We start from the raw sequence: 25,142 nt of genomic DNA on the forward strand, positions 1-25,142 counted from the left end.
GCCACTTTCATCATGGCTGCCAAAGGAAACCGGAGAGCTCCCGCATGTCCGCACATCATGAGGTATCCCCCGCCACCCTGCGCAGGGTGATAGCCGCTTCGGCCATCGGCAACTTCGTCGAATGGTTCGACTTCGCCGTGTACGGCTTTCTCGCCACGCTGATCGCCAGCCAGTTCTTTGCCAGCGAAGACGCCAGCGTGGCCTTGCTCAAAACCTTCGCGGTGTTCGCCGTGGCCTTCGCCCTGCGCCCCTTGGGCGGCATCGTCTTCGGTGCCTTGGGCGACCGACTGGGTCGCAAGCGCATCCTGTCGCTGACCATCCTGCTGATGGCCGGCTCCACCACGTTGATCGGCCTGCTGCCGACCTATGCCAGCATCGGCCTGGCAGCCCCGGCGCTGCTGACCCTGGCCCGCTGCCTGCAGGGGTTTTCTGCCGGTGGCGAATATGCCGGGGCCTGCGCCTACCTGATGGAGCACGCGCCTGACGACAAGCGCGCCTTTTATGGCAGCTTCGTACCTGTGTCGACCTTTTCCGCCTTTGCCTGCGCAGCGGTGATCGCTTATGGCCTGGAGGCCAGCCTGTCGACCGAGGCGATGAATGCCTGGGGCTGGCGCATTCCGTTCCTGATTGCCGCACCGCTGGGCCTGGTCGGCCTGTACCTGCGCTGGCGCATGGAGGAAACCCCGGCGTTCCGCGAAGCCGTCGCCCAAGGCAAGGAGCACGAGCATTCACCGCTGAAGGAAACCCTGCGCCACCATGGCCGGGTCATCCGCAACCTGGGGGCGTTCATTTCGCTGACCGCGTTGTCGTTCTACATGTTCACCACCTACTTCGCCACCTACCTGCAACTGGTCGGCAACCTGACCCGCGCGCAGTCACTGCTGGTGACCACCGTGGCCCTGCTGTTCGCCGCCGTGGGCTGCCCGCTGGCCGGTGCATTTTCGGACCGGGTGGGGCGGCGCAAGACCATCGGTTTTACCTGCCTGTGGATGATGCTTAGCGTGTTCCCGGCGTACTGGCTGGCCAGCTCTGGCTCGATGTCGGGTGCGTTGCTGGGGGTGATCCTGCTAGCGGTGGGGGCACTGTGCAGTGGCGTGGTTACCGCAGCATTGCTGTCGGAAAGTTTCCCTACACGTACCCGCTATACCGCTTCGGCGATTACCTACAACGTGGCCTACACGCTATTTGGCGGCACTGCGCCGCTGGTGGCAACCTGGCTCATCGGCCAAACCGGCAGCAGCCTGGCACCGGCGTTCTACCTGGTGGTGATTGCGCTGGTGGCGTTGGTGGGCGGCTTGGCGTTGCCGGAAACTTCGCGGATTTCTTTGCATGAGGACATGAGCATGGACGGTGTGCGGGCCGGAACCCGAAACACCGTCTGAAATTTCCGGGGCTGCCTTGCAGCCCCGACTGCTCAGCCTTCCTGCTGCTCTTCCCGCCGATACGCCCACTGATACAACGCCGGCAACACCAGCAACGTCAGCGCTGTAGAGGACAAGATCCCGCCAATCACCACCGTTGCCAGTGGCCGTTGCACCTCCGCACCGGTCCCGGTGGCCAAGGCCATCGGAATGAACCCCAGCGAGGCCACCAGCGCCGTCATCAGTACCGGCCGCAATCGGGTCAGCGCACCCTCCTCGACCGCCGCCCGCAGCGTGCGCCCTTCCTCGCGCAGCCCGCGGATAAAGGCAATCATCACCAGCCCGTTCAGCACTGCCACTCCCGACAATGCAATGAACCCGACCCCGGCAGAAATGGACAGCGGAATATCACGCGACCACAGCGCCAGCACCCCGCCGGTCAGCGCAAAGGGGATGCCGGTGAACACCAGCAGGCCGTCCCTGAGGTTGTTGAACATCATCAGCAACAGTGCCATGACCAGCAGCAAGGCTACCGGTACCACCACCTGCAAGCGCTCGGCCGCCGACTGCAACTGCTCGAACTGGCCTCCCCAACGCGTCCAGTACCCCGGTGGCACCTGCACCTGGTCGATCAGGGCCTGCTCGGCCTCTTGCACAAACGAGCCCAGGTCGCGTCCACGCACGTTGGCACTGACCACCACCACACGCTTGCCATCCTCGCGGCTCACCTGATTCGGGCCCAGTTGCAGGTTCAGCGTGGCTACCTGCGACAGCGGGATGAAACCGATTTGCCCGGCCCCCTCAGCAGCACTGGCCGGTACGGGAATCAGCAGGCTGGCCAGCCCGTCGACATCGGTACGCAAGGTTTCCGACAGGCGCACGACCATGTCGAAGCGGCGGTCGCCCTCATACAGCGTACCGGCGGTGCGGCCACCCACGGCAATGGCGATGGCGCCCTGCACATCGCCCACATTCAGGCCATGACGGGCGGCCTTGTCACGGTCGATGTCGATGGTCAGTACCGGCAAGCCCGTGGTCTGCTCCACCTTCACCTCGGACGCGCCTGGCACCCCTTGCAGGCTGGTGGCGATCTGCGCGGCAGTGCGATTGAGCACCTCCATGTCGTCTCCGAACAGCTTCACCGCCACATCGCTGCGCACCCCGGAAATCAGCTCGTTGAAGCGCAGCTGAATGGGCTGCGACAGCTCATAGTTGCTGCCCGGTACACTGGCAGCGGCACGTTGCACCTGGGCGATCAGTTCATCCCGCGGCTTGCCCGGGTCAACCCATTGTTCGCGCGGGCGCAGCATCACGTAGGCATCGGAAATGTTCGGTGGCATCGGGTCGGAGGCAATCTCGGCAGTGCCGGTGCGGGCAAACACCCGCTCCACCTCGGGCACCTGGGCGATGATCGCCTGCTCCAGGCGCTGCTGCATGTCCACCGACTGCGACAGGCTGGTGCCCGGCACTCGCAGGGCCTGCAGGGCGAAGTCACCCTCGCTGAGGCTGGGGATGAACTCGCTGCCCATGCGGCTGGCCACCACGCCGGACAACAGCACCAGGGCGGCGGCAGCAGCAAACGCCAGTTTGCGCCGGCCCAGCACCCAGGCCAGCACCGGGGCATAGCGCTGACGTGCCGTACGCATCACCAGGCCTTCCTCCTCCTTGACCTTGCCGGTGACGAACAGGGCAATGGCCGCCGGTACGAACGTGACCGAGAGGACCATCGCACCCAACAGGGCCATGACCACGGTGAAGGCCATGGGGTGGAACATCTTGCCCTCGACCCCGGTAAGGGCAAAGATCGGCAGGTACACCACCATGATGATCAACTGCCCATAGATCAGCGGCCGGCGTGCTTCGCGGGCGGCGGCAAACACCTCATGGAACCGTTCGGCGCGGGTCAGCATGCGACCGTGGCGCAGCTGGGCATGGGCCAGGCGACGGATGGCGTTTTCCACGATCACCACCGCGCCGTCGACGATGATGCCGAAGTCCAGCGCGCCCAGGCTCATCAGGTTGGCACTGACCTTGTTGCTGAACATGCCGGTAAAGGTGAACAGCATCGAAAGCGGGATAACCATGGCCGTGATCAGCGCAGCACGGATGTTGCCGAGGAACAGGAACAGCACGGCAATCACCAGGATTGCACCTTCGATCAGGTTCTTCTTCACCGTGGCGATCGCTTTCTCCACCAGGTGGGTGCGGTCGTACACCGTCACTGCCACTACGCCCTTGGGCAGGTTGCGATTGATCTCGACCAGTTTTGCAGCGACCGCCTGCGACACCGTGCGACTGTTCTCGCCAATCAGCATGAACACCGTGCCCAGCACGACTTCCCGACCGTTTTCGGTGGCTGCCCCCGAGCGCAGCTCTTGGCCAAGGCCAACCTGGGCGACATGGCTGACGCGGATCGGCGTGCCGTCGACGCTGGAAATAACGATGTTGGCAATGTCTTCGGCCGAGGCCACCTGGCCAGGCGCGCGAATCAGCAACTGCTCGCCATTGCGCTCGATATAGCCAGCGCCAATGTTGGCGTTATTGCGCTCCAGCGCTGCAATCAGGTCGTTGAGGGTGAGCTTGTAGGCCGCCAGGCGTTTGGGCTCTGGTGCAATAAGGTATTGCTTGGCATGGCCACCGATGCTGTTGACCTCGGCCACACCCGGCACATTGCGCAGCTGCGGCTTGATGATCCAGTCCTGAATCACCCGCAGGTCGGTTGGGGTGTAAGGTGTACCGTCTTCCTTGAGCGCCCCCTCCTGGGCTTCCACCGTCCACAGGAAGATTTCCCCCAGGCCGGTGGAGATCGGCCCCATGCTCGCCTCGATGCCCTCAGGCAATTGCTCGCGGGCCACCTGCAGGCGCTCGTTGACCAGTTGGCGGGCGAAGAAGATATCGGTGCCATCATCGAAAATGACCGTGACTTGCGACAGGCCCGAGCGCGACAGCGAGCGGGTCTGCTTGAGCCCTGGCAGGCCGGCCATGGCGGTTTCGATGGCAAAGGTGATGCGCTGCTCGGTCTCCAGCGGCGAATAGCCGGGGGCGGCGGTGTTGATCTGCACCTGGACGTTAGTGATGTCCGGCACAGCATCGATCGGCAGTTTCTGGTAGCTGTGGATACCCACCGCGGCCATCAGGACCACGGCCAGCATCACCACCAGGCGCTGCTCGATGGCAAATTGAATCAGGCGTTCGAACATGCAGGTGTCCCCGTGATCAGTGGCTGTGCTCGGCCGAGCCCTTGCCCAGTTCCGACTTGAGGACAAAGCTGCCAGCGGCCGCAACCTGAGTACCGGCGGCCAGGCCGCTGGTGATTTCCACCTGGCCAGCATCGCGGCGGCCAGTCTTCACCGGGCGCGCCTCGAAGCCTTCCGCAGTGCGGGCAAACACCACGGTCTGCGCCTCCCAGGTTTGCAGGGCGCTTTCCGGCACCGCCACGGCGGCCTCGAAGCGGTCGACGCTGACAGCCACGTTGACGAACAGCCCGGGGCGCCAGGCGCCATTGGGATTGGCAAGTGTGGCGCGCACAGTGGCGGCGCGGTTCTGCTCGCCGAGCAGGCTGCCGACGTAATTGACCTTGCCCTGGACCTCGGCGCCCAGGTCCGGCGCACTGACCCTGACATCGCGGCCGGTCACCACCTTGTCCAGGTCACGAGGGGCCACGGCGAAGGTGGCCCACACCCGGCTCAGGTCGGACAGGGTGAACGCGTTGCTGGTCGCGTCGACCACCTCACCCACGGTCAGGTGCTTTTCCACGACGACCGCATCGAAGGGTGCGCGCAGTTCATAGCGGTTGCCGGCACCGGCCGGGCCCACCGCCGCGACCTTCTGCCGAGCGTTGGCCAGAGCGATCTCGGCCTCCTGCAGGGCCTGGCGCGCCTGCAGGTAATCCTGCTCGGCGCTGATTCGCTCCTGCCACAGCTGTTGCTCCCGCTGAAAGGTCAACCGCGCCAATTCCAGACGACGCTGGGCGGCCTGCTGTTCGCTGCGCAGGTCGGAGATCTGCTGGCTGGCAATCACCGCCAGTACCTGGCCGCGCCTGACCGCCTGGCCCAACTCGGCTTGCACCGCTTCGACCACACCCGGCACGCGGGGTACCACATGTGCGGTGCGGTCCTCGTCAAAGCGGATCTCACCCGGGAAGCTGATGGCGGTGCCCAACTCACGGGGGCCAGCGGCAGCCAGTTGCACGCCAGCCGATTCGATCTGCGCGACAGACAGGTGCAACTGGCCCTCTTCTTCGCCATGCCCCTCCTCTGCAGGGCCTGCGGCGGCCTGCTCTGCAGCGTGGCCGTGGCTGTCTTGACCATGGTCGTCATGGGGGGCTTGAGCCTTGGACGCCTGGCCGAGTGTGCCGGTCCAGGCCAGGCCAGCGAGGCCAAGGGCCGCAACGGCAGTGGCCAGAAGGGCTAGCTTGCGTGGGTTAGTCATTGTTGCTCCTGCTATCGGGTTTGTTGCTCAGGCCATCAAGATCGCCGTAGATCCGCTCCACGTGTGCACGCGCGTCGGTCGCCGAGGCCAGCGCCTCGAGGTACAGCCCGCGAGCCTCGATCAGCGTGCGCTGGGCGTCGAGTACATCGAGAAAAGCGAACTTGCCCATTTCAAAACCGCGGGTGGCGGTGTCCACGGCCTGCTGCGCAGCCGGCAGGATGGTGCGGTCGTAGGCTTCAACGTCCTGCATCGCCGTCTCCCACTGGCTGATGGCACTGCGGGTTTCACTTCGCAGACGCAGCTCCACGGCATTGCGCAGGTCGCGCGCCTGATCGGCACGGCGCGCAGCCGCCAGGACATTGCCCTGGTTGCGGTCGAACAGCGGCAACGGCATGGACAGGCCAACCACGTTCACCCGCTCCCGGTCTTCGCGGCTGTACTGGCTGCCAAGGCTGACGGTGAGGTTGGGGAAACGCTGGGCTTTTTCCGAACCCAGGGACGCATCGCCGCGCTCGACCTGGGCAGCGGCCAGGCGCCATTCAACGGTCTGTTCGACCTGTTCAAGCAAGGTGTCGGCACCCGGCGCGATGCCTGGCGAAAGGTTGGCCGCCTGTAACCGTTCAAAGCTTGCCATCGGGCTGCCCGTCAACCGGGCCAAGGCCTGGTAGGCCACGCTGCGCTGGGTTTTCGCGCGGCGCACTTCGGTCTGGGCCTGGGCCAGTTGCACCTGGGCACGGGTGGCCTCCACCGGTGATGACTGGCCTGCCGTAACCCGCCCTTGCACCACCCGCAGGCCGCGTTCAGTCAATGCCTGCGACTGCTGCGCCAGCTCCAGCGCGGTCTGCGCACGCAAGGCAGCGTGGAAAGCCTGCACCACATCGGCCCGCAGGGCGTTGCGCTGGCGCTCCAGGTCGAGCAGGGCAATGGCCTGGCCGGCCTCCGCCACGGCGAGACGTGCGCCACGCTTTCCGCCCAGTTCCAGCGGCTGGCTGAGGGTGACGGTGGTGGTGGTGGTGTCGCGACGGGTGTCCTCGACCTCCCAGGCCAGCTCCGGGTTGGGGATCAGCCCGGCTTGGCGCCATTCGCCATCGGCAATGCCAATTTCACGGCCGGCTGCAGCCAGCTCCGGGTTCTGGGCGAAAGCGGCGGCAAGCGCCTGGGGCAGGCTCAGCGCCTGGCTGGCCTGGGCGCCGGTGGCACTGGCCAGCAACAGACAGAGCAAGGCGATCTTGCGGGGGATGGGCACGACACAGGTCCTCTCGGCGAAGCATTGGCGAGGGACTGTAGAAAGGGCCGGTTATCGGGGCGGTGGCGGCAAGGTTACAATTTTGTAATGACGCGCTGCGTTGCTTTGCAGGCGCAGCCTTGTGCTGCTGGGCACAGGACGGTGAACGCCCAAGAAGTTCGATAATCGCCCACTTTCCCGGTGCGACGATCTTGTCCAATTGACGGAACTAACCAGTCAGTACAAAACTACGTGCATTCAACAACAACAAAGCGATGCCCGTCATGAAGCCCCTTATTCTCGTGCTCAACGGCCCCAACCTGAACATGCTGGGCACCCGCGAGCCTGCCCAGTACGGCCACGAAACCCTCGCTGACCTGGCTCAGGGATGTGCCGATACTGCCCACGCCCACGGCCTGGAAATCGAGTTTCGCCAAACCAACCACGAAGGCGAACTGATCGACTGGATCCACGCTGCCCGTGGCCGCTGCGCCGGCATCGTGATCAACCCTGGCGCCTGGACGCACACCTCGGTGGCCATCCGCGATGCCCTGGTGGCCAGCGAACTGCCGGTGATCGAGGTGCACCTGTCCAATGTGCACAAACGCGAGCCGTTCCGTCACTTGTCGTTCGTATCGTCCATCGCCGTCGGTGTCATCTGCGGCCTGGGCAGCCACGGCTACCGCATGGCGCTGAGCCACTTCGCCGAGTTGCTGCAGGAGCGTACGGCATGAGCCAGCAAGCCATCCTCGCCGGCCTGATCGGCCGCGGCATTCAACTGTCACGTACGCCGGCCCTGCATGAACACGAAGGCGACGCCCAGGCCCTGCGCTACTTGTACCGGCTGATCGACGCCGACCAGCTGCAACTGGACGACAGCGCCCTGCCCGGCCTGCTCGAAGCCGCGCAACATACCGGCTTCACCGGGCTGAACATTACCTACCCGTTCAAGCAGGCGATCCTGCCGTTGCTCGACGAACTGTCCGACGAGGCCCGTGGTATCGGCGCGGTAAATACCGTGGTGCTCAAGGACGGCAAGCGAGTCGGCCACAACACAGACTGCCTGGGCTTTGCCGAAGGCTTGCGCCGTGGCCTTCCCGGTGCGGCACGGCGCCAGGTGGTACAGATGGGTGCCGGTGGCGCTGGCTCGGCCGTGGCCCATGCCCTGCTGGGTGAAGGGGTAGAGCGGCTGGTGCTGTTCGAAGTGGACTCAGCCCGTGCGCAGGCGCTGGTGGACAACCTGAACGCCCATTTCGGCGCGGAGCGCGCCGTGCTTGGCACCGACCTGGCCGCAGCCCTGGCCGAAGCGGACGGGCTGGTCAACACCACGCCGGTGGGCATGGCCAAGCTACCGGGCACGCCACTGCCGGTGGAATTGCTGCATGCCCGCCTGTGGGTGGCCGAGATCATCTACTTCCCGCTGGAGACCGAACTGCTGCGCGCGGCCCGGGCACTGGGCTGCCGCACGCTGGATGGCAGCAACATGGCGGTGTTCCAGGCGGTGAAGGCATTCGAGCTGTTCAGCGGGCGGCAGGCGGATGCGGCACGAATGCAGGCACACTTTGCCAGTTTCACCTGATAGAAAAGTGTTGGCTTCTTCGCGGGCACGCCCGCTCCCACAGGTACTGCGCAAACGTTACTGATTGCACTCTCCCTGTGGGGCATGCCCGCGAAGTGGCCGGTAAAGGAGAATCACTCTTTTTCATCCAGCAAAGCCTGTATCACCTGTTCCTGCCCGCCATAATCCCCCTCGCCAAAGTGCACATGGCGCACCTGCCCCTTGCGGTCGACAAAGTAATGCGCCGGCCAGAACTGGTTGCCCCAGGCATTCCACACCTTGTAGTCGTTATCTACCGCCACCGGATACCCGATACCCAACCGGGCAACCTTGCTCCGCAAAGTGCCGACATCATGCTCGTAGTCGTACTCGGGTGTGTGCACTCCTACCACCACCAGACCTTGATCGGCATAGCGCCGCGCCCACTCATTCACATGCGGCAGGCTGCGCCGGCAGTTGATGCAGTCCCAGGTCCAGAAGTCCACCAGCACCACTTTGCCCTTGAGCCCCGGGGCATCCAGCGGCGCCGAATTCAACCACTGGCTGGCGCCGGACAGCGACGGCATGGCGCCGTAGCTGTCGCGGGCCTTCAGGTGCCCAGCCAATCCAAGACCCGTCAGCGCCAGCGCAAAACCGCCTGCCTTGAGCATCCGGCGGCGATCAGTTGTCATGGCAACCGCCCGTGGCGTAGGTGCGGTACTGCACGCTTTGCCGCTGGCCATGGGAGTCAAGGTAGTCCATTCGGGTATTCACCAGGCCACAGGCGTTACTCTGGTCATCCTGAACCGACAGCACTTTCTTCACATCCAGAGGCTCACCGTAGCGGTACTGCATGACCCCGCCATCCTGCATCGGGGCAGTGCTGGCCTGGGCAGCGATGGCGCCGAAGCTGAGCACGGCGAACAGGCTGGCGCTGGCGATAGTCTTGACGTTCATGGCATCTCTCCTGAGTAACAATTGGGGGGGAGTGTTGCTCCCCGGTCGAGAGCCATTTCACGCCTGCCAGGTATCGCGCATGTGTCGTCCAGCGTTGTGATGTGCTTCCTGCTGTATCTCTGCCCGTGCCAGATACACTGCAATACAAACTCCCGCAGGCAAGGGCGAACGCGCTCGGTACACTGCGCCCAACCCCCTTTGCACAGGAACCCAGCGCATGGAACACGTCGATCACATCCTGATCGTCGACGACGACCGCGAGATCCGCGAACTGGTCGGCAATTACCTGAAGAAGAACGGCCTGCGCACCAGCATCGTTGCCGATGGCCGGCAGATGCGCGCCTTTCTCGAAGCCAACAGCGTCGACCTGATCGTGCTCGACATCATGATGCCCGGCGACGACGGTCTGCTGTTGTGCCGCGAGCTGCGCGCCGGCAAGCACCGCAACACGCCGGTGCTGATGCTGACCGCCCGCAATGACGAAACCGACCGCATCATCGGCCTGGAAATGGGCGCCGACGATTACCTGACCAAACCGTTCTCGGCCCGCGAACTGCTCGCCCGCATCAACGCCGTGCTGCGCCGCACACGCATGCTGCCACCCAACCTGACCATCAGTGAAAGCAGCCGCCTGCTGGGTTTCGGTCAATGGCGCCTGGACACCACCGCGCGCCACCTGCTCGACAGCGAAGGCACCCTGGTGGCCCTGAGCGGCGCCGAGTACCGCCTGCTGCGGGTGTTCCTCGACCACCCGCAGCGGGTGCTCAGCCGTGAACAGCTGCTTAACCTGACCCAGGGCCGCGAAGCCGACATCTTCGACCGCTCCATCGACTTGCTGGTCAGCCGCCTGCGCCAGCGCCTGGGTGACGATGCCCGCGAGCCCAGCTGCATCAAGACCGTGCGCAGCGAGGGCTACGTGTTCTCGCTGCCGGTGCAACTGCTCGAGTCCCCCTCATGAAATGGCCACGCACCCTGGCCTCGCGCCTGGCACTGATCTTCTTCACCGGCCTGGTGTTGGCCTATGGTCTGTCGTTTGGCCTGCAGGCCTACGAGCGCTATATCAGCAGCCGCTCGATGATGCTCAGCAACCTCGAGCAGGACGTGGCGACCTCGGTTGCCATCCTTGATCGCCTGCCCGCAGCCGAACGTGCCGCCTGGCTGCCGCGCCTGGAACGGCGCACCTATCGCTATCGCCTCGACCAGGGCCTGGCCGGCGAAGCGATGCCGAGCAGTGACCCACCGATGGCCGCCGCGTCGATCGTCAAGGCCATTGGCAGCGACTACCGCCTGACCTTTCTGGAAATCCCTGGGCCCAATGCGCATTTCCAGGCACACCTGAACCTGGCCGACGGCGCGCCCCTGACCATCGACGTAACGCCAACACCGGTCCCGGTAGCCCGTTGGTTGCCCGTGGTGCTGCTGATTCAGCTCGCTGTGCTGTTGCTGTGCACTTGGCTGGCGGTACGCCTGGCCATCGGCCCGCTAACCCGTCTGGCCCAGGCCGTGGACAACCTCGACCCGGACCAGCCCGGCGTGCAACTGGATGAAAGCGGCCCACGCGAAGTGCGCTACGCTGCCGTGGCCTTTAACGCCCTGCAGGCGCGCATTGCTGCCCACCTCAAGGAACGCATGCAGTTGCTGGCGGCCATTTCCCACGACCTGCAAACACCGATCACTCGCATGAAGTTGCGGGTCGAAGTGATGGATGAGGGGGTCGAAAGGGACAAGTTCTGGAACGACCTGGATGAAATGGAACACCTGGTGCGCGAAGGCGTGGCTTATGCCCGCAGCATGGACAGCAGCACCGAAGCGACATGCCGGGTCAACCTTGATGCCTTTCTCGACAGCCTGGTATTCGACTACCAGGACAGCGGCGCCCAGGTCGAACGCCACGGCAACAGCGGTACCCTGCTGGAAACCCGCCCGCATGCGCTGCGTCGGGTACTGGTGAACCTGGTCGACAATGCCCTGAAGTTTGCAGGTGCTGCCGAGCTGCATGTGTCCTGCGAGGGCAGTACCACCATCATCCGCGTGCTCGACAACGGGCCAGGGATACCCGGTGACGAGCTGGATGAAGTGCTCAAGCCGTTCTACCGGGTGGAAGGTTCACGCAATCGCAGCACGGGTGGCACCGGCTTGGGACTGGCCATTGCCCACCAGCTGATCCAGGCCATGGGGGGGCGGCTGACATTGAGCAACCGCGAACAGGGCGGATTGTGCGCGCAGATCGAACTCACCTGAAGTGCATCTGCGATCGTTGGCAGGAACGGCCTTGGATCTCGATCGGGCCGCTCCTGTAAAAAGCGAGGTCGCCTCTACAAACAGATACACAACTGCATCCCCCTGACACACTGCAGATACCCCGCCTCGAGACACTCCCGGTCACACAACCACACCCCGGGAGACCCTCATGAAAGCCTTCACCTTGCCCTCCGGCTGGAAGCTGTTCGCCGCCCTTGCCGGCCTGACCCTGGCGATGAGCGCCGTGGTTCTGGCCAGCCAACCTGACCCGGACGGCTTGCGCAGTGCCATTCGTGCCACCGCACGCAGCTCGTTCGCACTGTTCTTGCTGGCGTTCCTGGCCTCGTCGCTGGTGACCTTGCTGCCTGGCACCTCAAGCCGCCGCATCCTTCAGGAGCGACGCTACCTGGGGTTGGCATTCGCGTTCTCCCACACCGTGCATGGCGTGCTGATTTATCGCTACGCCCAGCAGTTCCCCGAACTGTTCTGGGCAGGCCGCACGCTCACGTCCAGCCTGCCCGGTACGGTCGGCTACCTGTTCTTGCTGCTGCTCACCGCCACCTCGTTCAAGGCGCCCATGCGGCTGTTGGGCGGCCGTGCCTGGCAAGCGCTGCACAGCAGCGGCATGTGGGTACTGGCTGGGGTGTTCTGCCTGTCCTTCTACAAACGCATTCCCATGGGGGGCTGGTACCCGCTGGCGTTCGCCCTGATGTTCAGCGCCATCGCCGTCAAGCTCACCGCCAAAGTGGCCCGTAAACAACGCCGCAGCACCCGCGCCCTTGCCTGAAGAGAGCACCGCACATGACGACCTTGACCCGTACCCTGACCACCGTTGATCGCATCGGCAGCTGGAGCGCCGACTTGCCATTACGGGTATTTCTGGCCTGGGAGTTTTTCGAATCCGGCCTGGAGAAATTCAACGGCAGCAACTGGTTCGCCGACCTGCAGTCCAGCTTCCCGTTCCCCTTCAACCTGCTGCCCGCAGAGCTGAACTGGCAGCTGTCGATGTGGGCCGAGTTGGTACTGCCGCTGCTGCTGTTGCTGGGCTTGGGTACCCGGCTGGCATCGCTGGGTTTGATGGTGGTGACCGTTGTAGCGATAGCGGCAGTGCACTGGCCGGCGCACTGGCCGGCGCACTGGTCGGGCCTGGCGGAGCTGGCCCAAGGCTATGCCATTACCGACCAGGGCTTCGGCAATTACAAATTGCCGCTGATCTACCTGATAGCGTTGCTGCCACTGCTACTCAAGGGCGCCGGGCGCCTTAGCCTCGATCATTGGCTTGGCACGCGGTTCGGCAGATGAGGACCGGGGGCTGCTGCGCAGCCCCCAATGCCTTCAAACGGTTCCGACAATGACACCTTGCTCGCGCAATGCCTGCAACAATGCCAACCCTTGCTGCACATCCCCGCCCAATGCCTGCAGCCGCTCTCTTCCAGTCCCCTGCTCCACCAGCAACCGGTACGCCATAGGGGCCAACCGGGCAAAGCGCACCTGCAACCGGGCATCGCGATAAACCAGCAGCAAGGTTGGCGACGCCGGGGTAGCCGTTGGCTGGTAGTCCACGCCAATGCTGTCCACCGGCCAACGATAGGCCAACACGCGCGCCACACAAGACAACAACGGCTGCCCATCCAGCAGGTCACCATCAGGGTCATGCGCCGGGTCCTCGGCGTCGCTCAGGTACAGCTGCGCCTCGACCCACTCATAATGCGCCAGCTCCAGCTGCCAAGGGGTGTCCAGCGCCACACCTTGCAAGTAGTCGACGAACGTTTCGGCAATTTCGGTAAACAATGGCGTCTGGCAACGGTAACTGGCGTAGAAATCACCTACTCGCGCATGCCAGCGCTGCTCGCCCAACGCCTGGCGCATGACCGGGAAGCTGCCTGCCAGCAAGCCTTCGATGGCGCCATAGAACAATTCGCGGTAAACCCTCAGGCGGCGGGCCTCGATGCCGGGCGGCGGGGCATGGCGCTGCGGGTCGCGCAGGTGACGGGCCAAGGCATACTGCTGCGCACGCAAGGTCTCATTCATCTGCTTGCCCTCCGGCAGCGCATTGCACAGCACGCATACGCGCCGTCTCGGCCAACAGTTCGGCCAAGGGCGGGTAGTTGAAATCACGCTCCAGCACCGTCGGCCGTACGCCGAAGCGCGCACAAGCGGTGGCGTACAGTGTCCAGACATCTTCCTTCACGGCGGCCCCGTGGGTATCCACTTTGAGGTCCGGCGCTTCATCGTAATGCCCGGCAACGTGCATACCGGTCACGCGCGCCTGGGGCAGGCCTGCAAGAAATTGCCGGGCGTCGTAACCATGGTTGCAGGCGTTGACATAGACGTTGTTGACGTCCAGCAGCAGGTCACAATCAGCTTCATCAAGCACCGCCCGGATGAAGTCGAGTTCGCTCATCGCCTGATACGGCGCGGCATAGTAGCTGATGTTCTCCACGGCAATGCGCCGCTCCAGCTGCTCCTGAGCCTGGCGTATGCGCGCGGCCACATGGCGTACGGCTTCATCGGTGAACGGGATGGGCATCAGGTCGTACAGGTGCCCGTCATCACTGCAATAGCTCAGGTGCTCGCTGTACAGTCGCACCTGGTATCGGTCGAGAAACTGCCGGGTCTGCTCAAGAAAATGGCGGTCCAGCGGCGCGCTGCCACCCAGCGATAAAGACAACCCATGACAGGTGACAGGAAAGCGCTCCGCCAGCTGGGCCAGGCCCTTGCCGTAGGCGCCGCCCACGGCAATCCAGTTTTCCGGCGCACACTCCAGAAAGTCCACTGCACCCGCCTCCATGGCCAGCAGTTCCGGCAACAGGCCGCGACGCAGGCCTAGCCCGATGTTCAACATTGCGGGAAACATAAAAGCTCTCCAACAGGCACAACGCCCCACCTGGCCAGCAGGAGGAGCGTTGTGGCATTTCATGGGGTAGAAAGTCAGGGCTTGCCGGTCAGGTGGCTGAACAAGCCATCAGGCATGGCCTTGCCATTGGCCTGATAAATCGCCTTGAGATGATCCGCCGCTTCCTGCTCGGAGATGAAACCGTCATGGTTGCGGTCGATCATGTCGAAATCACGGGCACGGTCCTTGGCCACCGCCAAAAACTCATCGCGCGAGACCTTGCCATCGTGATTGCTGTCGGTTTTGGCGAACGAGGCGTCGCCACACTTGCCTTCACCACACTTGCCCTCAGCCCCGGCCTTGGCGCCGGCGCCGCATTTACCCTCACCGCACTTGCCTTCGCTTTGGGAAGCCTTGCCGCTGCCGCCGCACTTGCCTTCACCGCACTTGCCCTCGCCGGCCACTTTGGCCGAAGCCAGTTGGTAACCTTGGGCCAGCGGCTCGACGGCGAACGCACTGTTGCTCAATGCCATGCTGCCGATCAGGGCGGCGCCGAGCAAGCCGAGGGTGTTTTTTGCTTGAGTCATGATGCAGCTCCACTGGGTTGGAAAGTGGAGCCATTAGGCCGTTGCGGTTTGTCGGGGATGTATCGTGCCAGGCGCGCTTTTGTATGGCAGTAGGTCTGCAGCACAGGCAGATACAGTGCGATACACACCACCCGGCAACGGGCCCCAAGGTGCCCTGGGGCCATGAGCCGTGTTTAGTCTTCCAGCGGTTTGGGCGGGGCTGCGGGCTTGGCCGGCTTGCTGTCCTTGGCCTTGGCTTGCGGGGTCGCCGCTACGGGCTCGGGCGCCGCCAGTGCCTTTTCACTGGCGGGCAGTTCATCGACCGCCTTGAAGATCACCTGCGGGTCGATGGCCTCGCCGCTGTCGTCGTCCTTGAGCATGTGCCGCTCACCGTCCTTGCCCACCAGAATCACCTTGGTACCCTTGCTCGCACCCAGCTTCAGCTCCCGAATCAGGGCCATTGTGGTCTGCTGCTCGAGGTTCTTGTCCTCTCGCTTGCCCATCATGTTGGCGACGCTGTACAGGACAAGGTTGCGCTCCTTGAACGCTGCCTGGGTGGCCGGGTCCTCGAGCGCCTTGTTCAGCCCTCGCAACGTCGGGTCGGCACTGCTGGGAGCGATAACCACCAATGGTCTGGTCTTGCCCAGTTCCTTGGCTAGAGGCGCATCACTGTCTGCGGCAAACAGGGGGCCGGCAACAGCAAGCAAGGTTGCGAGGGTCAGTGACCGGACAAGCATGCGTATCTCCTTATTGTCTCGATATACCAATGACTACAGATCACGGAGAAAAATCCGACAGGGAGCCTAAACCACTTCATTCCAGAAAGGGGTGTGCAAAAGTAACTGTCGATTTCCGAGCCACCTGAAGCCAAGACTACGGCGCTGGTAGAACTACTGTCAGCTTGATTGAGCATAGCCCAAAGCCGCTGTGGCAGGGCCAGCCGAGCCCTTGCCCTGAACGCATGTCAACGCACATCGATCGATGGCCCCTTGGGTCCCACTTCCATCGCTTGAATCGTCAGATCCAGCATCAGCCCTCTGCGTGCAGCGCGCTGCGCATCACGAATGGCATCCGCCTGGTCGATCATGGCCCCTTCGCTCAGTGCTTCGTCGTCAAGCACCCTTTCGAGTTGCCTTCTGAACGGCAGGTCGACCGCAGCGAATCGCTCAGGATGGGAACGCTCCAGGTGCGCCTGCCAGAATTCACGGTCAACCATGGAGCGGGCAATCTCTTCCGGCGTTTCCGCATCCCGCACCGCAGCCTCTGCTTCTGCCAGGTCCGCATCCAGGACGCCTGAGATCGCAAGGAAGCTCATTTCTCCCACCTGCAGTGGCAAGTCGAGACGCTCCCTCAGCCCGACCCTGAAAGCCAGCCCCACCTCGCTTCCTTCCAGCGTCCTGCCATGCTGTAGCGCCCATCGGGTAGCGAACATGTCGACTGCATCCTGGCGCCATAAACGTCTGCCCAGGTCTAGCAAAGCACGTTCGCTTTCTCCCTGAGCCGCGTGCTCAACCTGCCAAACCAGCAGGTTCAGTTCAAGGTTGCTCAAGCACCAGGTTGCACCATCCTGGCACCCCCACTCATCATTGGCCACTGACAGCAAGTTCTGCCGCAGCTCTGGCGTAATGGCCATCGCTTGCAATACCGCCATGACCCGATTGCCCAGTGCACGCGCGTTGACACGAAAGTCTTCGGACAGCAACAACTGGCGAAGCACCCGGAAGAAACGCTCGGCGTCCTGCCCTGAATCCAGCGAGTCCCAGGCAGCAAGCATCAAGCCGCGATGCTCCGGGGCCACGGCATCCCCCCATACTTCACGCGCGTGCTGCAGCCGCAGAAGCACTTGCTCCTCGTCGAGGGCCGGATCGACGCTACTCAACGAAGCCTGCAAGCGTAACGTCTGGGCCTCGCCCAAGGGGTTCGCATTCAAGCGGAACCGCCGCCGCTGCCACACGGGCAACTGGTAGAAACCCTCTGGAATGTGCCTGATCCGGTTATCCCGCAAGTCAACGGATACCAACTGAGCATTGTCGAACACGCCCAGTGGAAACTGCGAGATCTGTGTGTCGCGCAAGTTCAGCCAACGCAACTCAGCCAAGCCCGCCAACGTGAACCTGCTCCCCAGGGGGTTGTGGGACAGGTCGAGAGACTGCAGGCTCGTGCAACTGGCCAGTGTGGCGGTTTGTGTAATGTTCAGGACGATCCGGTTGTTGGTCAGGCTCAGATGCCGCAGCTGCGCTATCTGCAGCAACGGCTGCGGAAGGCGTGTCAACAGGTTCCCACCCAGATCGAGGGTTTGCAGGTTAGGGAAAGCCAGCAGTAGGCTGCTGGGCACCTCCAGAAGGTCAAGGTGCAGCAGCGACAGGCTGGTCACACCTCTGAAGCTGACCTGTGCGGGTATGTTGGGCAAGCCGCTCGATCTGAAATTGCAGAACATGACATGGAGGTTTTCCTGTGCATTGATTTGCAGTTCCCCCACGCCTACCGACCGTCGCCAGCAATTGAACAACGTCTGGCGTAAAGCCTCTCGATCTTCCCTGACATCGCCCTGCCCTCGTGCCACCCAGGTATTCAGTGTCATACGCAGGATGGCGAACTCATTGCGAAGGTCAGCCAGTACGTGTTCAATCTGATGTCCTGAACGCCTGGCGTCATCGGCGAAGGTCTCGACCTGCTCATCACTCAACCACGGAAAGAGATCACGCAACGTTGCCCTCAGGGCACTGCCCCTTGATGCGAAACCACCTACTCCGCCACCACCCAGCGGGTAGCCAATACGTCCATCGGCCAAGCGCATGGGCCCTCGGACAGCACCTGGGCGTACCGCGCCAAGCAAACGACAGATCTCATCACGATGGCGTGCCGCTTCGCGCGCCAGCATCACCCTGAGGTTGTGCGCGAATGGATCGCCGATCCCCATCGCCTGCCGTTGCCCTTCGGTATAGGCAGGCGCCATGACGTCGAACAACTCACCTGCCTCACCCAGCGCCGTGCCCTGGCTGCCATGCAGTTGAAACCTGCCGTTCAGGTGTACCAGATCGAACGCCCGCGGCCCTTGCTCAGTCTTCGCCAGCATCGGCCCGCCCAGGCTACCTTCGTACAGACGCCAGCACACACCTTGGTCGCCTCCGGGTAGATACCGCAGCAAGCCCAAGGCCACCCGTGCCAGGTCTGCTTGCTGCGGGGTATCAAGGTACAACGCTTCAAATACCCGAGCCTGGCGTGTCGCCAGCACACTGCCCCTTGCCGCCTCGGCCAGCCCCAATGCAACCCTGCCACTGGACAGCAGCCGCGTGCGATCAATGCTGCTGGCGGCCTGTACCAGTGCTTGCGCAGTGCGCGCGCTCAGCCCCGGGAACACCCGACGCAGCGCCGCGCTGCCAGGGGTGTCGCTGGGCTGCAAGGCTTCGAAAAGGTGCTGCAGCAGTGTTCGGCGTTGCGTACATGCCAGCGTGGCCAGTGCCTGACCTGTCAGGCCACTCGCGCCTGGCAAGCGCCGAGCGTGATCGAGCACTGTTGCATCTTCTACCGGCTCGCCGCTGCGCAGACGGCCAATCATGCTGCGGATGCGTTGATCAAGCCTGACCCGCTCCACACTGTCGATCATCCCGGGGCTCGGAGGCTGGGCGTGTACATGCAAGCCCCGCACATCGTCGCCATCAAGGCCATGGAACAGCAGAACCTGATCAATCTGTTCGTCATTCAGCCCATTGAAGGGCTCACCCAAACGCCGGAACATGCGGTATCTGTCAGTCCACCGAGCCGGTTGCTCGCTCCACAACCGCCAGGCACCTGCGCCATTGTGGCGCAGCAACGGCCCGTGGCCGTCGACTGGATACAACTGCCATTGATCATCACCTGCCTCGGTCACGCGATAGTGATGCCCGTCCATTTCGATCCAGGCCCGCCCGTCCTGACGCCGAATACCCAAGGCGTCCGGGCTTGAGGCGGCAACGGGTGCCTGGCTTTGAAACGGGGTCACGTCTTGTTGCCAGAGTTTCTCAGTACCGTCCTCCAGCCGAGCCGGCACCATGGCATCGACCTTCGCAGAGCGTGCCCAAACCCGTCGAGCCACACCCACCCCGGCGACCGTGGTCGCCAGCACGGCAAGGTCTGTCGCCACATGGGTCAAATGGTCGAGCGCCTCCTGGCGATCGCCTTCCTGCCAGGCCTCGACGCCATGGTAGACCTCGCCCAGCAGTTCGCAGGCCGTCACGGCCAGCAGCGCCAGGCCAACCCCAGGCACAAAGAAACTGGCCAGGTTGAGCAGCGCCCATCCTTCGGCGGCAAGGCGCAGGTCATGCTGGCGCTGAACCTCACGATCCAGCCTGGCCACAGGGACCGCGATCATCGCCGCATCTTCCTTGATCTGGTGGATACGTGCCTGCGCCAGGCTGATGAACAACGGCTGCGGGTAAGCCTGCAAACGCGGTTCGAGATCGCGAAAAGCCCAGCTCGGCAGATCATCGAAGCGCTCCGCGACCTGGGCAAAAAAAGCCTGGCTGTCACGCCGCAGCACGAAGCGGCTGAAGAAGCGCTGATAGGCCTTGTCTCGCAAGCGGCGGCCCAGTTCGCGGTTCAGTTTGTCGAGGCTCTCGAACGCGCGCCAAGGCGAAAAAGGGTCCCCAGGCACGTAAAGCAACACCCGACGCGTCGTGTTGAACAAAACGCCCTGCTCAACCACAACGAACACAGTCACCTGCTCAATCTGGCAGCCCAGCAACTTCAGTTGCCTGGCCTGCACAAGGTCGCCCGCCAAGCGCGGCAGCTCACCCTTCTCGCACACAGCAACCATCACATTGAGTTCGCTGGCATCCAGCGTTCCCTCCTGCCTGGCTTTGTAGGCGTCCACAAGCATGGTGTAGCGCCTGGCATCTACAAGCTGAGACACCAGGCGCTCGGCACTGCCAGCGGGCGTGAGGATGGCATCCAGATGACGTTGATAGCGCTCACCCAGGTCCAGCTCACGACACAGTCCGGCAAACTCGATGCTCGTAGGGGGTTTGACCGTACCGTGGCGTGGAAGCAGCAATCGGTTACCGCGCGGCTGGCCACCTTCCTGTGCCTGGGCGGCCGCGAAGTTGCGCAATGCCACTTCGAGCAGCGGCTTTTCTTCATAGACCACGGCCGTCAGGTGCGCGCCCACCGGCTGACTGTTGATCACAGCTTCCCGGCGGCCCTCCAGAAACCTGAGGGAGTAAGGGTTACGGCCAAGCCCATAACGCTCGTCGAGGGCCTTCCCCAGGGCTGATGCGACGAAACTGTCGATGCCCTCGATACCTCGCAGCACCGTGTTCACTTGCTCACAGCAGCGAAGGCTGTTTGCCAATGCCCGGCCGATCTCAGGCAGTTGCTCAGCAGGTGCATGACGCAACCAGGGTGGCAGGCGCCTGCCGATGATGCCGTCCTGGAAAGCGTCGATGGCGGCCTGCGCATCTGACGGCAAAGTGGTGTCCATAGCGGGGGCCTCTTCATGAAAAGAGGCCAGACTAAGTTGCCTGCTCCCCGCCAGGCGCTATATAGCTAATGCCTGCGTTCAGACAACCGCCAACCCGCTAGCGGAGCGGACGCTGCACCGTGTTCCGGTCCAGCGCCTCCAGCGTCAACTGCAGCAACACCGCATGCTCGCGTTGCTGATTGCGGATCTGCAGCCGCGCGATTTCCTCGTCCCGATTCCCCAGCGCCATCAGCCGTTCCAGCTCAGCGTGCATGGATTGGGGCACTTGCAAGCGAACCGCCGAGGCCTTGCGCAAGTAATCCTGCCAGAACCACTGGCGTGACAGGTAATCAGCAATGCCCTCCCGAGTCTGTCGCGCCAGGATCCTTTCACGGGCCAGGAGAAGGTCCTGATTACTCAAGGCAGGGATCCCTGCATAAAGCATTTCATCGGGTTGGGCAGGCAAGTCCAGAGACTTGCGCAAGCCGATTCGATAGGCCAAGGCGAACTCGATCGATTCAGCACCCGCCCCCACCCGATAAGCATGTTCAGCGGCAATTTGCTCAAGCACCGCCAACCGCCACATCCGGGCACCGAGCTTCAGCAAGGCCCGTTCAGGCCGGGCAGATCCGCTGTGCCTCGTGCGCCATATCATCACTCGCAGTTCCAGGTCGGCGAAACGCGCGGTGGCGTTATCCTGGCAACCGGTCGCCGCTGCGTGCTCGAACAGCTCTTGCCTGAGGGCATCATGCTCAGACATCGCCTGGAGCATGTCGAACACACGGGCCGCCAGCGCGGATGCAGTCGATGAGAAACTGAAGGCGCCGGATTCTGTCAGCATCGACAGGGTATTGAAAAACTCTTCCGATTGCTCCTCGGCCTCCAGATGGGCCCACAGTGCCGCCATTTCATCTCGACGTTCGCCAGGCAACGCATCCAGAATGCGCAACCGGTAAGGCACGCGACTGGCCTCAAGCAAATGCCAGGTTGAAACCCCGTCATATGCTGCCCCCAGCGGATTGCCGGAAAGCTCGACCCTGCCCGAACGCCACAACTGCGACTGATGAAAACCCTCGGGCAGTTCAGAAATACGGTTGTCGCTGAGGTTCAGGGTGTGCAGTTCTGGCGCGTCCATCAGCCCGTAGGGGCACTCGGGTAACTGAGTGTTCGACAGGTAGAGGGCATTCAGCTCGATCATTGCCTGGACGGAAAATGCCCTGCGCAACGGGTTGTCCGAAAGGTTCAGGTACACCAGGGACCGGCAATCTGCCAAGACCAACGCCTGGCCTTGGTCGAGCGTGATCTGGTTACCAGACAAGTCGAGTACCTCCAGCCTCTGGACAAGCATCAGAGGCAATGGCAAACGCGTGAGTCGGCAGTTGGTGATTTCCAGGTTGCGCAAGTTGGGAAACGCCCGCAGAAACTCGTCCGGAACGTGCTCCACGCGCATGGCGCGCAAGGCCAGGATCGAGACGTGGGGAAAGCCTACTTGCGCGGGCAGGGCCGGCAGTTGGCGCAAACGGCTGATGGTCTGGGTCAGCATGAAACGCCCGTCCTCCAGTGCTGCTTGCCCTTGCAGTTCCGGCACAAGACAGCGCCAGCAGTTGATCAGCCCCTTTCTGAACTCACGCCGGGCGGCCAGTTCTGGTGACAGCAAGGCACTGCGTGCCCACTGGGTCAAGTGCCTCTTGAGCACCCCATATTGCTGCTCCAGCATAGATAACCTGGCCTGCGCGTCACTTGAGGCCAACCAGCGCTCGATCTGTTCGTCGGTAAAGGCCGGATACAGGTCTCGCAACCGGGCCTGAAGCGCCCTTGGCCTGTTTAGCCCTAACGCCCCCCAGAGCCTGCCGCCCGCCATGGGGTAACCAATCCGGCCATCAGCCAGACGTTGCGGCGCGAGAAACGAGCCGCTCGGCTGCTCCAGCCTGAGCAGATTCACCACAGTCTGGCGTTGGTCGAAAGCCAGGTTGGTCAGCGCCTGGCGCAGCGCAGGCACAAAGGGCTGGCCTTGAGCGATGGCCGCTTGCGAGGCGTCGTCATAGGCTGCGGCCAAGGTCTCGAACAACTCGCCTGTCTCACCGATATCCGTTTGCGTTCGGGCACGCAGGCGGAACAGCCCATGACGATGAAGCACGTCAAATGTCTGCCCCGATCCCTCGACCGTCAACAACGGCTCGCCAGCATCACCGTCGAACAACCGCCACCCCGGCCCACCAGCCCCCGGCACATGTACCAGCATATTCAAGACCACACGCGCCAGGTCGAGGTTTTGCGGCGTATCGATGCACAGCGCCTCAAACACCCGCGCCATTCGGATTCGCGCAACCTGCAACCTTGCTGCCTCGGCCACCAGCAACGGCACGCGCCCCGTCTCACGTAAAAACTGCAGGTCATCCTCGCTGGCATCGCGCAACACCTCATCGGCGGCCAAGCGGTGCAGGCTGGCAAAATTCTGTCGTAAGAGGCGGCCAGTGTCCGTGTCGGGATTCTGCTCATCGTACATCGCCTGTAGCAGTTCTCGTCGCCCGGCCCAGGCCACATCGGCCAACGCTGCCCCGCCCTTGCCGGCCGCCTGTGGAAGGCTCATGACCCGCTGCAGCAGTTGCGGGTCTGCGGTTACACCGCCCTCGCGCAACTGGTTGACCAACGTACCAATCCTGCCAGCGAGCCGCACGCGCGTGACGGTGTCGACCAACGCTGCCTCCGGCGGTCGGCCATACACATGCCAAGCTCGCAGTTGCTGATCATCGAGGCCATGGATCGCCAGCGACCGGTCGATCTGCGCATCGTCAAGGTCGCTGAATGGCCCGCCCAGGCGGCGGAACAACTGGCGTGTGTCGTCCCACTCGGCGGGCTGTTCGCACCACAGCCGCCAGGCACCGGCCCCATTGTGACGCAGCGGCGGCGCATAGCCCTGATAAGGGAGCAATTGCCACTGTTCATCGTGGTCGTGCCAGGTCATCTCATACCAGTGCCCGTCCATGCTGATCCAGCGGCGCTCGCCCAGGCGGTGCATACCCTCCATGTCCGGCTCCGCCGTGTCTGGCGGGCTTTCGCAGCGATAGGGGCTGAGGTCTGCGTTCCACAGTTTTTCCTCACCGTTTTCCAGCTGCGCGGGTACCAGCTTGTCCACCACGCTCCAGGCGCGCCGGGCCGTGGCAACGACGGCAACGGTTGCCCCGACAGCCAGCAGCCCCTTGCCTACATTCAGCAGGTGCGCCAGCGCCGCATTGCGTTCGTTGTCCTGCCAGTCCCCTACAGCCTGGAACGTCTGCTCAAGCAGTTCCCAGGCCATCACCCCCAACAACACCGCGCCGATGCCCGGAACGAAGAACCCTGCAACACCCAACAGGGTCCAGCCTTCAGCACGCAAACGGCGGGCGTGTTCGGCCTGGACCTCGCGATCAAGCAAGGCCACGGGCGGGGCGATGACCGCAGCATCGTCCTTGATCCGCGCAATCCAGTCGTCAGCAAGGTGTTCGAACAGTGGCAGGCGATAGGCAAAGGTCTGCTCATCGAGGTCCCGAGTTGCCCAGCCAGGCACGTCATCGAGGCGCTCACTGACGGCCGAGAAGAATCTCTGGCTATCGCGTCGGCGTACGAAGCGGTTGAAAAAACGCCGGTAGTCATCTTCGCGCAGGCGTTTGCCAAGCACCCGGCGGGCGTAATCTTCCAGGTCGCTGCGCACGCTCCAGGGGCCGTGCGGGTCACCCGGTACATAGACCAACACGCGCTTGCTGGTGTTGAACAACAGGCCCGCGTCGATCACGTCCAGCACAACGATCTGCTGCAAGCGGCAGCCGAACACCGCCAACTGTCGCACGCGAACCGATGCGCCTTCGAGCTTGCCGAGCGTGTCCTTGGTGCAGAGCGCCACCACCCACTGCAGTTCCTCTGCGCTCAATACGCCCTGAGCCCTGGCTTGCAGGGCATCCACCAGCATGCTGTAGCGTTGCCGTCGTGTCAGCAATCCTCTGACTTCGGGCTGGAGTACCGAATCCAGATGCGCCTGGTATTTCTGCCCAAGATCCAGCGTTCGACACAGCCTGGCGAAGCCCGGTGCAGACAGTTCACTACGCTTTGCGCCGCGCACATCGACCAGGCAATTGCCCTGTGGCTGGTCGCGTTGCTGTTCTGCGGTGAAATTGCCTAAGGCGGCCTCGAGCAGAGGGATGTCGTAGTAATCGCTGCCAACAACCGGAAGCCGACTGGTTACATAATGGATCGTGGGCGAGGTAAAGGTGTACCACTGGCGAAAGTACAGGCGATCGGCGTCAAGGTCACCGTGGGCACCGAGCGCCTGCTGCAGCAAGGGCTGGGTAAATGCATTCAGGTTGCGTAGCCGCGCCAGCGCTGACGACAAGCCTGCGCGGCAGGCCAGCAGTTCAGGCAGCGCCTCGCTCAGCAGGGTGAATTCGGCCATGCTCAGCCGCTTCATCCAGGCCGGCAGCCGCTGTGCAATGTAGTGATCCTGGCATGCTTGTGCCATGGCAAGGGTATCGACCACAGCCGATGGTTGACTGCTATTGTTCTGCATCTCTGCCTCCG

Annotated in this window: 18 protein-coding genes; 7 read left to right on the forward strand and 11 right to left on the reverse strand. The window is 63.2% G+C overall.

Annotation, left to right across the window (positions count from 1 at the left end; all coding sequences use genetic code 11):
- Positions 1-44: 44 nt before the first annotated feature.
- On the forward strand, positions 45-1,382 hold the full coding sequence (locus AC3B5Q_RS16390) for an MFS transporter (RefSeq protein WP_021782816.1): 1,338 nt from the start codon (positions 45-47) through the stop codon (positions 1,380-1,382).
- A gap of 32 nt (positions 1,383-1,414) precedes the next feature.
- Here the strand turns inward: AC3B5Q_RS16390 and AC3B5Q_RS16395 are convergent, their stop codons facing one another.
- The 3 genes from AC3B5Q_RS16395 to AC3B5Q_RS16405 are packed head-to-tail and all read right to left on the reverse strand — an operon-like array spanning position 1,415 to position 7,038.
- Positions 1,415-4,561 carry an efflux RND transporter permease subunit gene (locus tag AC3B5Q_RS16395; RefSeq protein ID WP_021782817.1) on the reverse strand — a complete coding sequence of 1,049 codons (3,147 nt, stop codon included), beginning with the start codon at positions 4,559-4,561 and terminating at the stop codon, positions 1,415-1,417.
- Positions 4,562-4,577: 16 nt separating this feature from the next.
- Positions 4,578-5,792, reverse strand: a complete 1,215-nt coding sequence (locus tag AC3B5Q_RS16400) for an efflux RND transporter periplasmic adaptor subunit (RefSeq protein ID WP_103462701.1) — start codon at positions 5,790-5,792, stop codon at positions 4,578-4,580.
- Positions 5,785-7,038 carry a TolC family protein gene (locus tag AC3B5Q_RS16405; RefSeq protein WP_021782819.1) on the reverse strand — a complete coding sequence of 418 codons (1,254 nt, stop codon included), beginning with the start codon at positions 7,036-7,038 and terminating at the stop codon, positions 5,785-5,787. The genes AC3B5Q_RS16400 and AC3B5Q_RS16405 overlap by 8 nt, the downstream gene beginning before the upstream one ends.
- 263 nt (positions 7,039-7,301) lie before the next feature.
- Here AC3B5Q_RS16405 and aroQ point away from each other — a divergent pair, with 263 nt between their 5' ends.
- Both aroQ and AC3B5Q_RS16415 read left to right on the forward strand, forming a co-directional pair.
- Positions 7,302-7,751 (forward strand): type II 3-dehydroquinate dehydratase, encoded by a 450-nt coding sequence (gene aroQ, locus AC3B5Q_RS16410; RefSeq protein WP_021782820.1) that lies wholly within the window; start codon positions 7,302-7,304, stop codon positions 7,749-7,751.
- Positions 7,748-8,596 (forward strand): shikimate dehydrogenase, encoded by an 849-nt coding sequence (locus AC3B5Q_RS16415; protein ID WP_101196539.1) that lies wholly within the window; start codon positions 7,748-7,750, stop codon positions 8,594-8,596. Before aroQ ends, AC3B5Q_RS16415 begins: the two co-directional genes overlap by 4 nt.
- Positions 8,597-8,709: 113 nt before the next feature.
- Here the strand turns inward: AC3B5Q_RS16415 and AC3B5Q_RS16420 are convergent, their stop codons facing one another.
- Together AC3B5Q_RS16420 and AC3B5Q_RS16425 are read right to left on the reverse strand one after the other, a co-directional pair.
- Positions 8,710-9,225, reverse strand: coding sequence for a thioredoxin family protein (locus tag AC3B5Q_RS16420; protein WP_135192375.1), 516 nt, complete (start codon positions 9,223-9,225; stop codon positions 8,710-8,712).
- Positions 9,226-9,235: 10 nt separating this feature from the next.
- On the reverse strand, positions 9,236-9,511 hold the full coding sequence (locus AC3B5Q_RS16425) for a DUF2790 domain-containing protein (RefSeq protein ID WP_021782823.1): 276 nt from the start codon (positions 9,509-9,511) through the stop codon (positions 9,236-9,238).
- Between the two features lie 217 nt (positions 9,512-9,728).
- Here AC3B5Q_RS16425 and AC3B5Q_RS16430 point away from each other — a divergent pair, with 217 nt between their 5' ends.
- The 4 genes from AC3B5Q_RS16430 (at position 9,729) to AC3B5Q_RS16445 (ending at position 13,054) form a co-directional block, all read left to right on the forward strand.
- Positions 9,729-10,469, forward strand: coding sequence for a response regulator (locus tag AC3B5Q_RS16430; protein ID WP_003250463.1), 741 nt, complete (start codon positions 9,729-9,731; stop codon positions 10,467-10,469).
- Positions 10,466-11,752, forward strand: a complete 1,287-nt coding sequence (locus tag AC3B5Q_RS16435; RefSeq protein WP_103444097.1) for a sensor histidine kinase — start codon at positions 10,466-10,468, stop codon at positions 11,750-11,752. Before AC3B5Q_RS16430 ends, AC3B5Q_RS16435 begins: the two co-directional genes overlap by 4 nt.
- Positions 11,753-11,921: 169 nt before the next feature.
- Positions 11,922-12,539: a ferric reductase-like transmembrane domain-containing protein gene (locus AC3B5Q_RS16440; protein WP_021782825.1), complete on the forward strand. Its 618-nt coding sequence runs from the start codon at positions 11,922-11,924 to the stop codon at positions 12,537-12,539.
- Between the two features lie 14 nt (positions 12,540-12,553).
- Positions 12,554-13,054 (forward strand): HvfX family Cu-binding RiPP maturation protein, encoded by a 501-nt coding sequence (locus tag AC3B5Q_RS16445; protein ID WP_488392674.1) that lies wholly within the window; start codon positions 12,554-12,556, stop codon positions 13,052-13,054.
- A 33-nt stretch (positions 13,055-13,087) separates the two neighbouring features.
- Here AC3B5Q_RS16445 and AC3B5Q_RS16450 read toward each other — a convergent pair whose 3' ends face one another.
- The 6 genes from AC3B5Q_RS16450 to AC3B5Q_RS16475 form a co-directional block, all read right to left on the reverse strand.
- On the reverse strand, positions 13,088-13,783 hold the full coding sequence (locus tag AC3B5Q_RS16450) for an HvfC family RiPP maturation protein (RefSeq protein ID WP_319297917.1): 696 nt from the start codon (positions 13,781-13,783) through the stop codon (positions 13,088-13,090).
- Positions 13,776-14,609: an HvfB family MNIO-type RiPP peptide maturase gene (locus AC3B5Q_RS16455; RefSeq protein ID WP_274148376.1), complete on the reverse strand. Its 834-nt coding sequence runs from the start codon at positions 14,607-14,609 to the stop codon at positions 13,776-13,778. Before AC3B5Q_RS16455 ends, AC3B5Q_RS16450 begins: the two co-directional genes overlap by 8 nt.
- A gap of 74 nt (positions 14,610-14,683) precedes the next feature.
- Positions 14,684-15,175, reverse strand: coding sequence for an HvfA family oxazolone/thioamide-modified RiPP metallophore (locus AC3B5Q_RS16460; protein WP_325948257.1), 492 nt, complete (start codon positions 15,173-15,175; stop codon positions 14,684-14,686).
- 173 nt (positions 15,176-15,348) lie between these two features.
- Positions 15,349-15,891 (reverse strand): DUF4174 domain-containing protein, encoded by a 543-nt coding sequence (locus tag AC3B5Q_RS16465; protein WP_021782830.1) that lies wholly within the window; start codon positions 15,889-15,891, stop codon positions 15,349-15,351.
- Between the two features lie 227 nt (positions 15,892-16,118).
- Positions 16,119-20,612 (reverse strand): NEL-type E3 ubiquitin ligase domain-containing protein, encoded by a 4,494-nt coding sequence (locus AC3B5Q_RS16470; RefSeq protein WP_488392675.1) that lies wholly within the window; start codon positions 20,610-20,612, stop codon positions 16,119-16,121.
- A 97-nt stretch (positions 20,613-20,709) separates the two neighbouring features.
- Complete coding sequence (locus AC3B5Q_RS16475) at positions 20,710-25,131, reverse strand: NEL-type E3 ubiquitin ligase domain-containing protein (RefSeq protein ID WP_488392676.1); 4,422 nt, start codon at positions 25,129-25,131, stop codon at positions 20,710-20,712.
- Between the last annotated feature and the right edge of the window lie 11 nt (positions 25,132-25,142).

Source organism: Pseudomonas sp. D5(2026) (genome assembly GCF_057766845.1).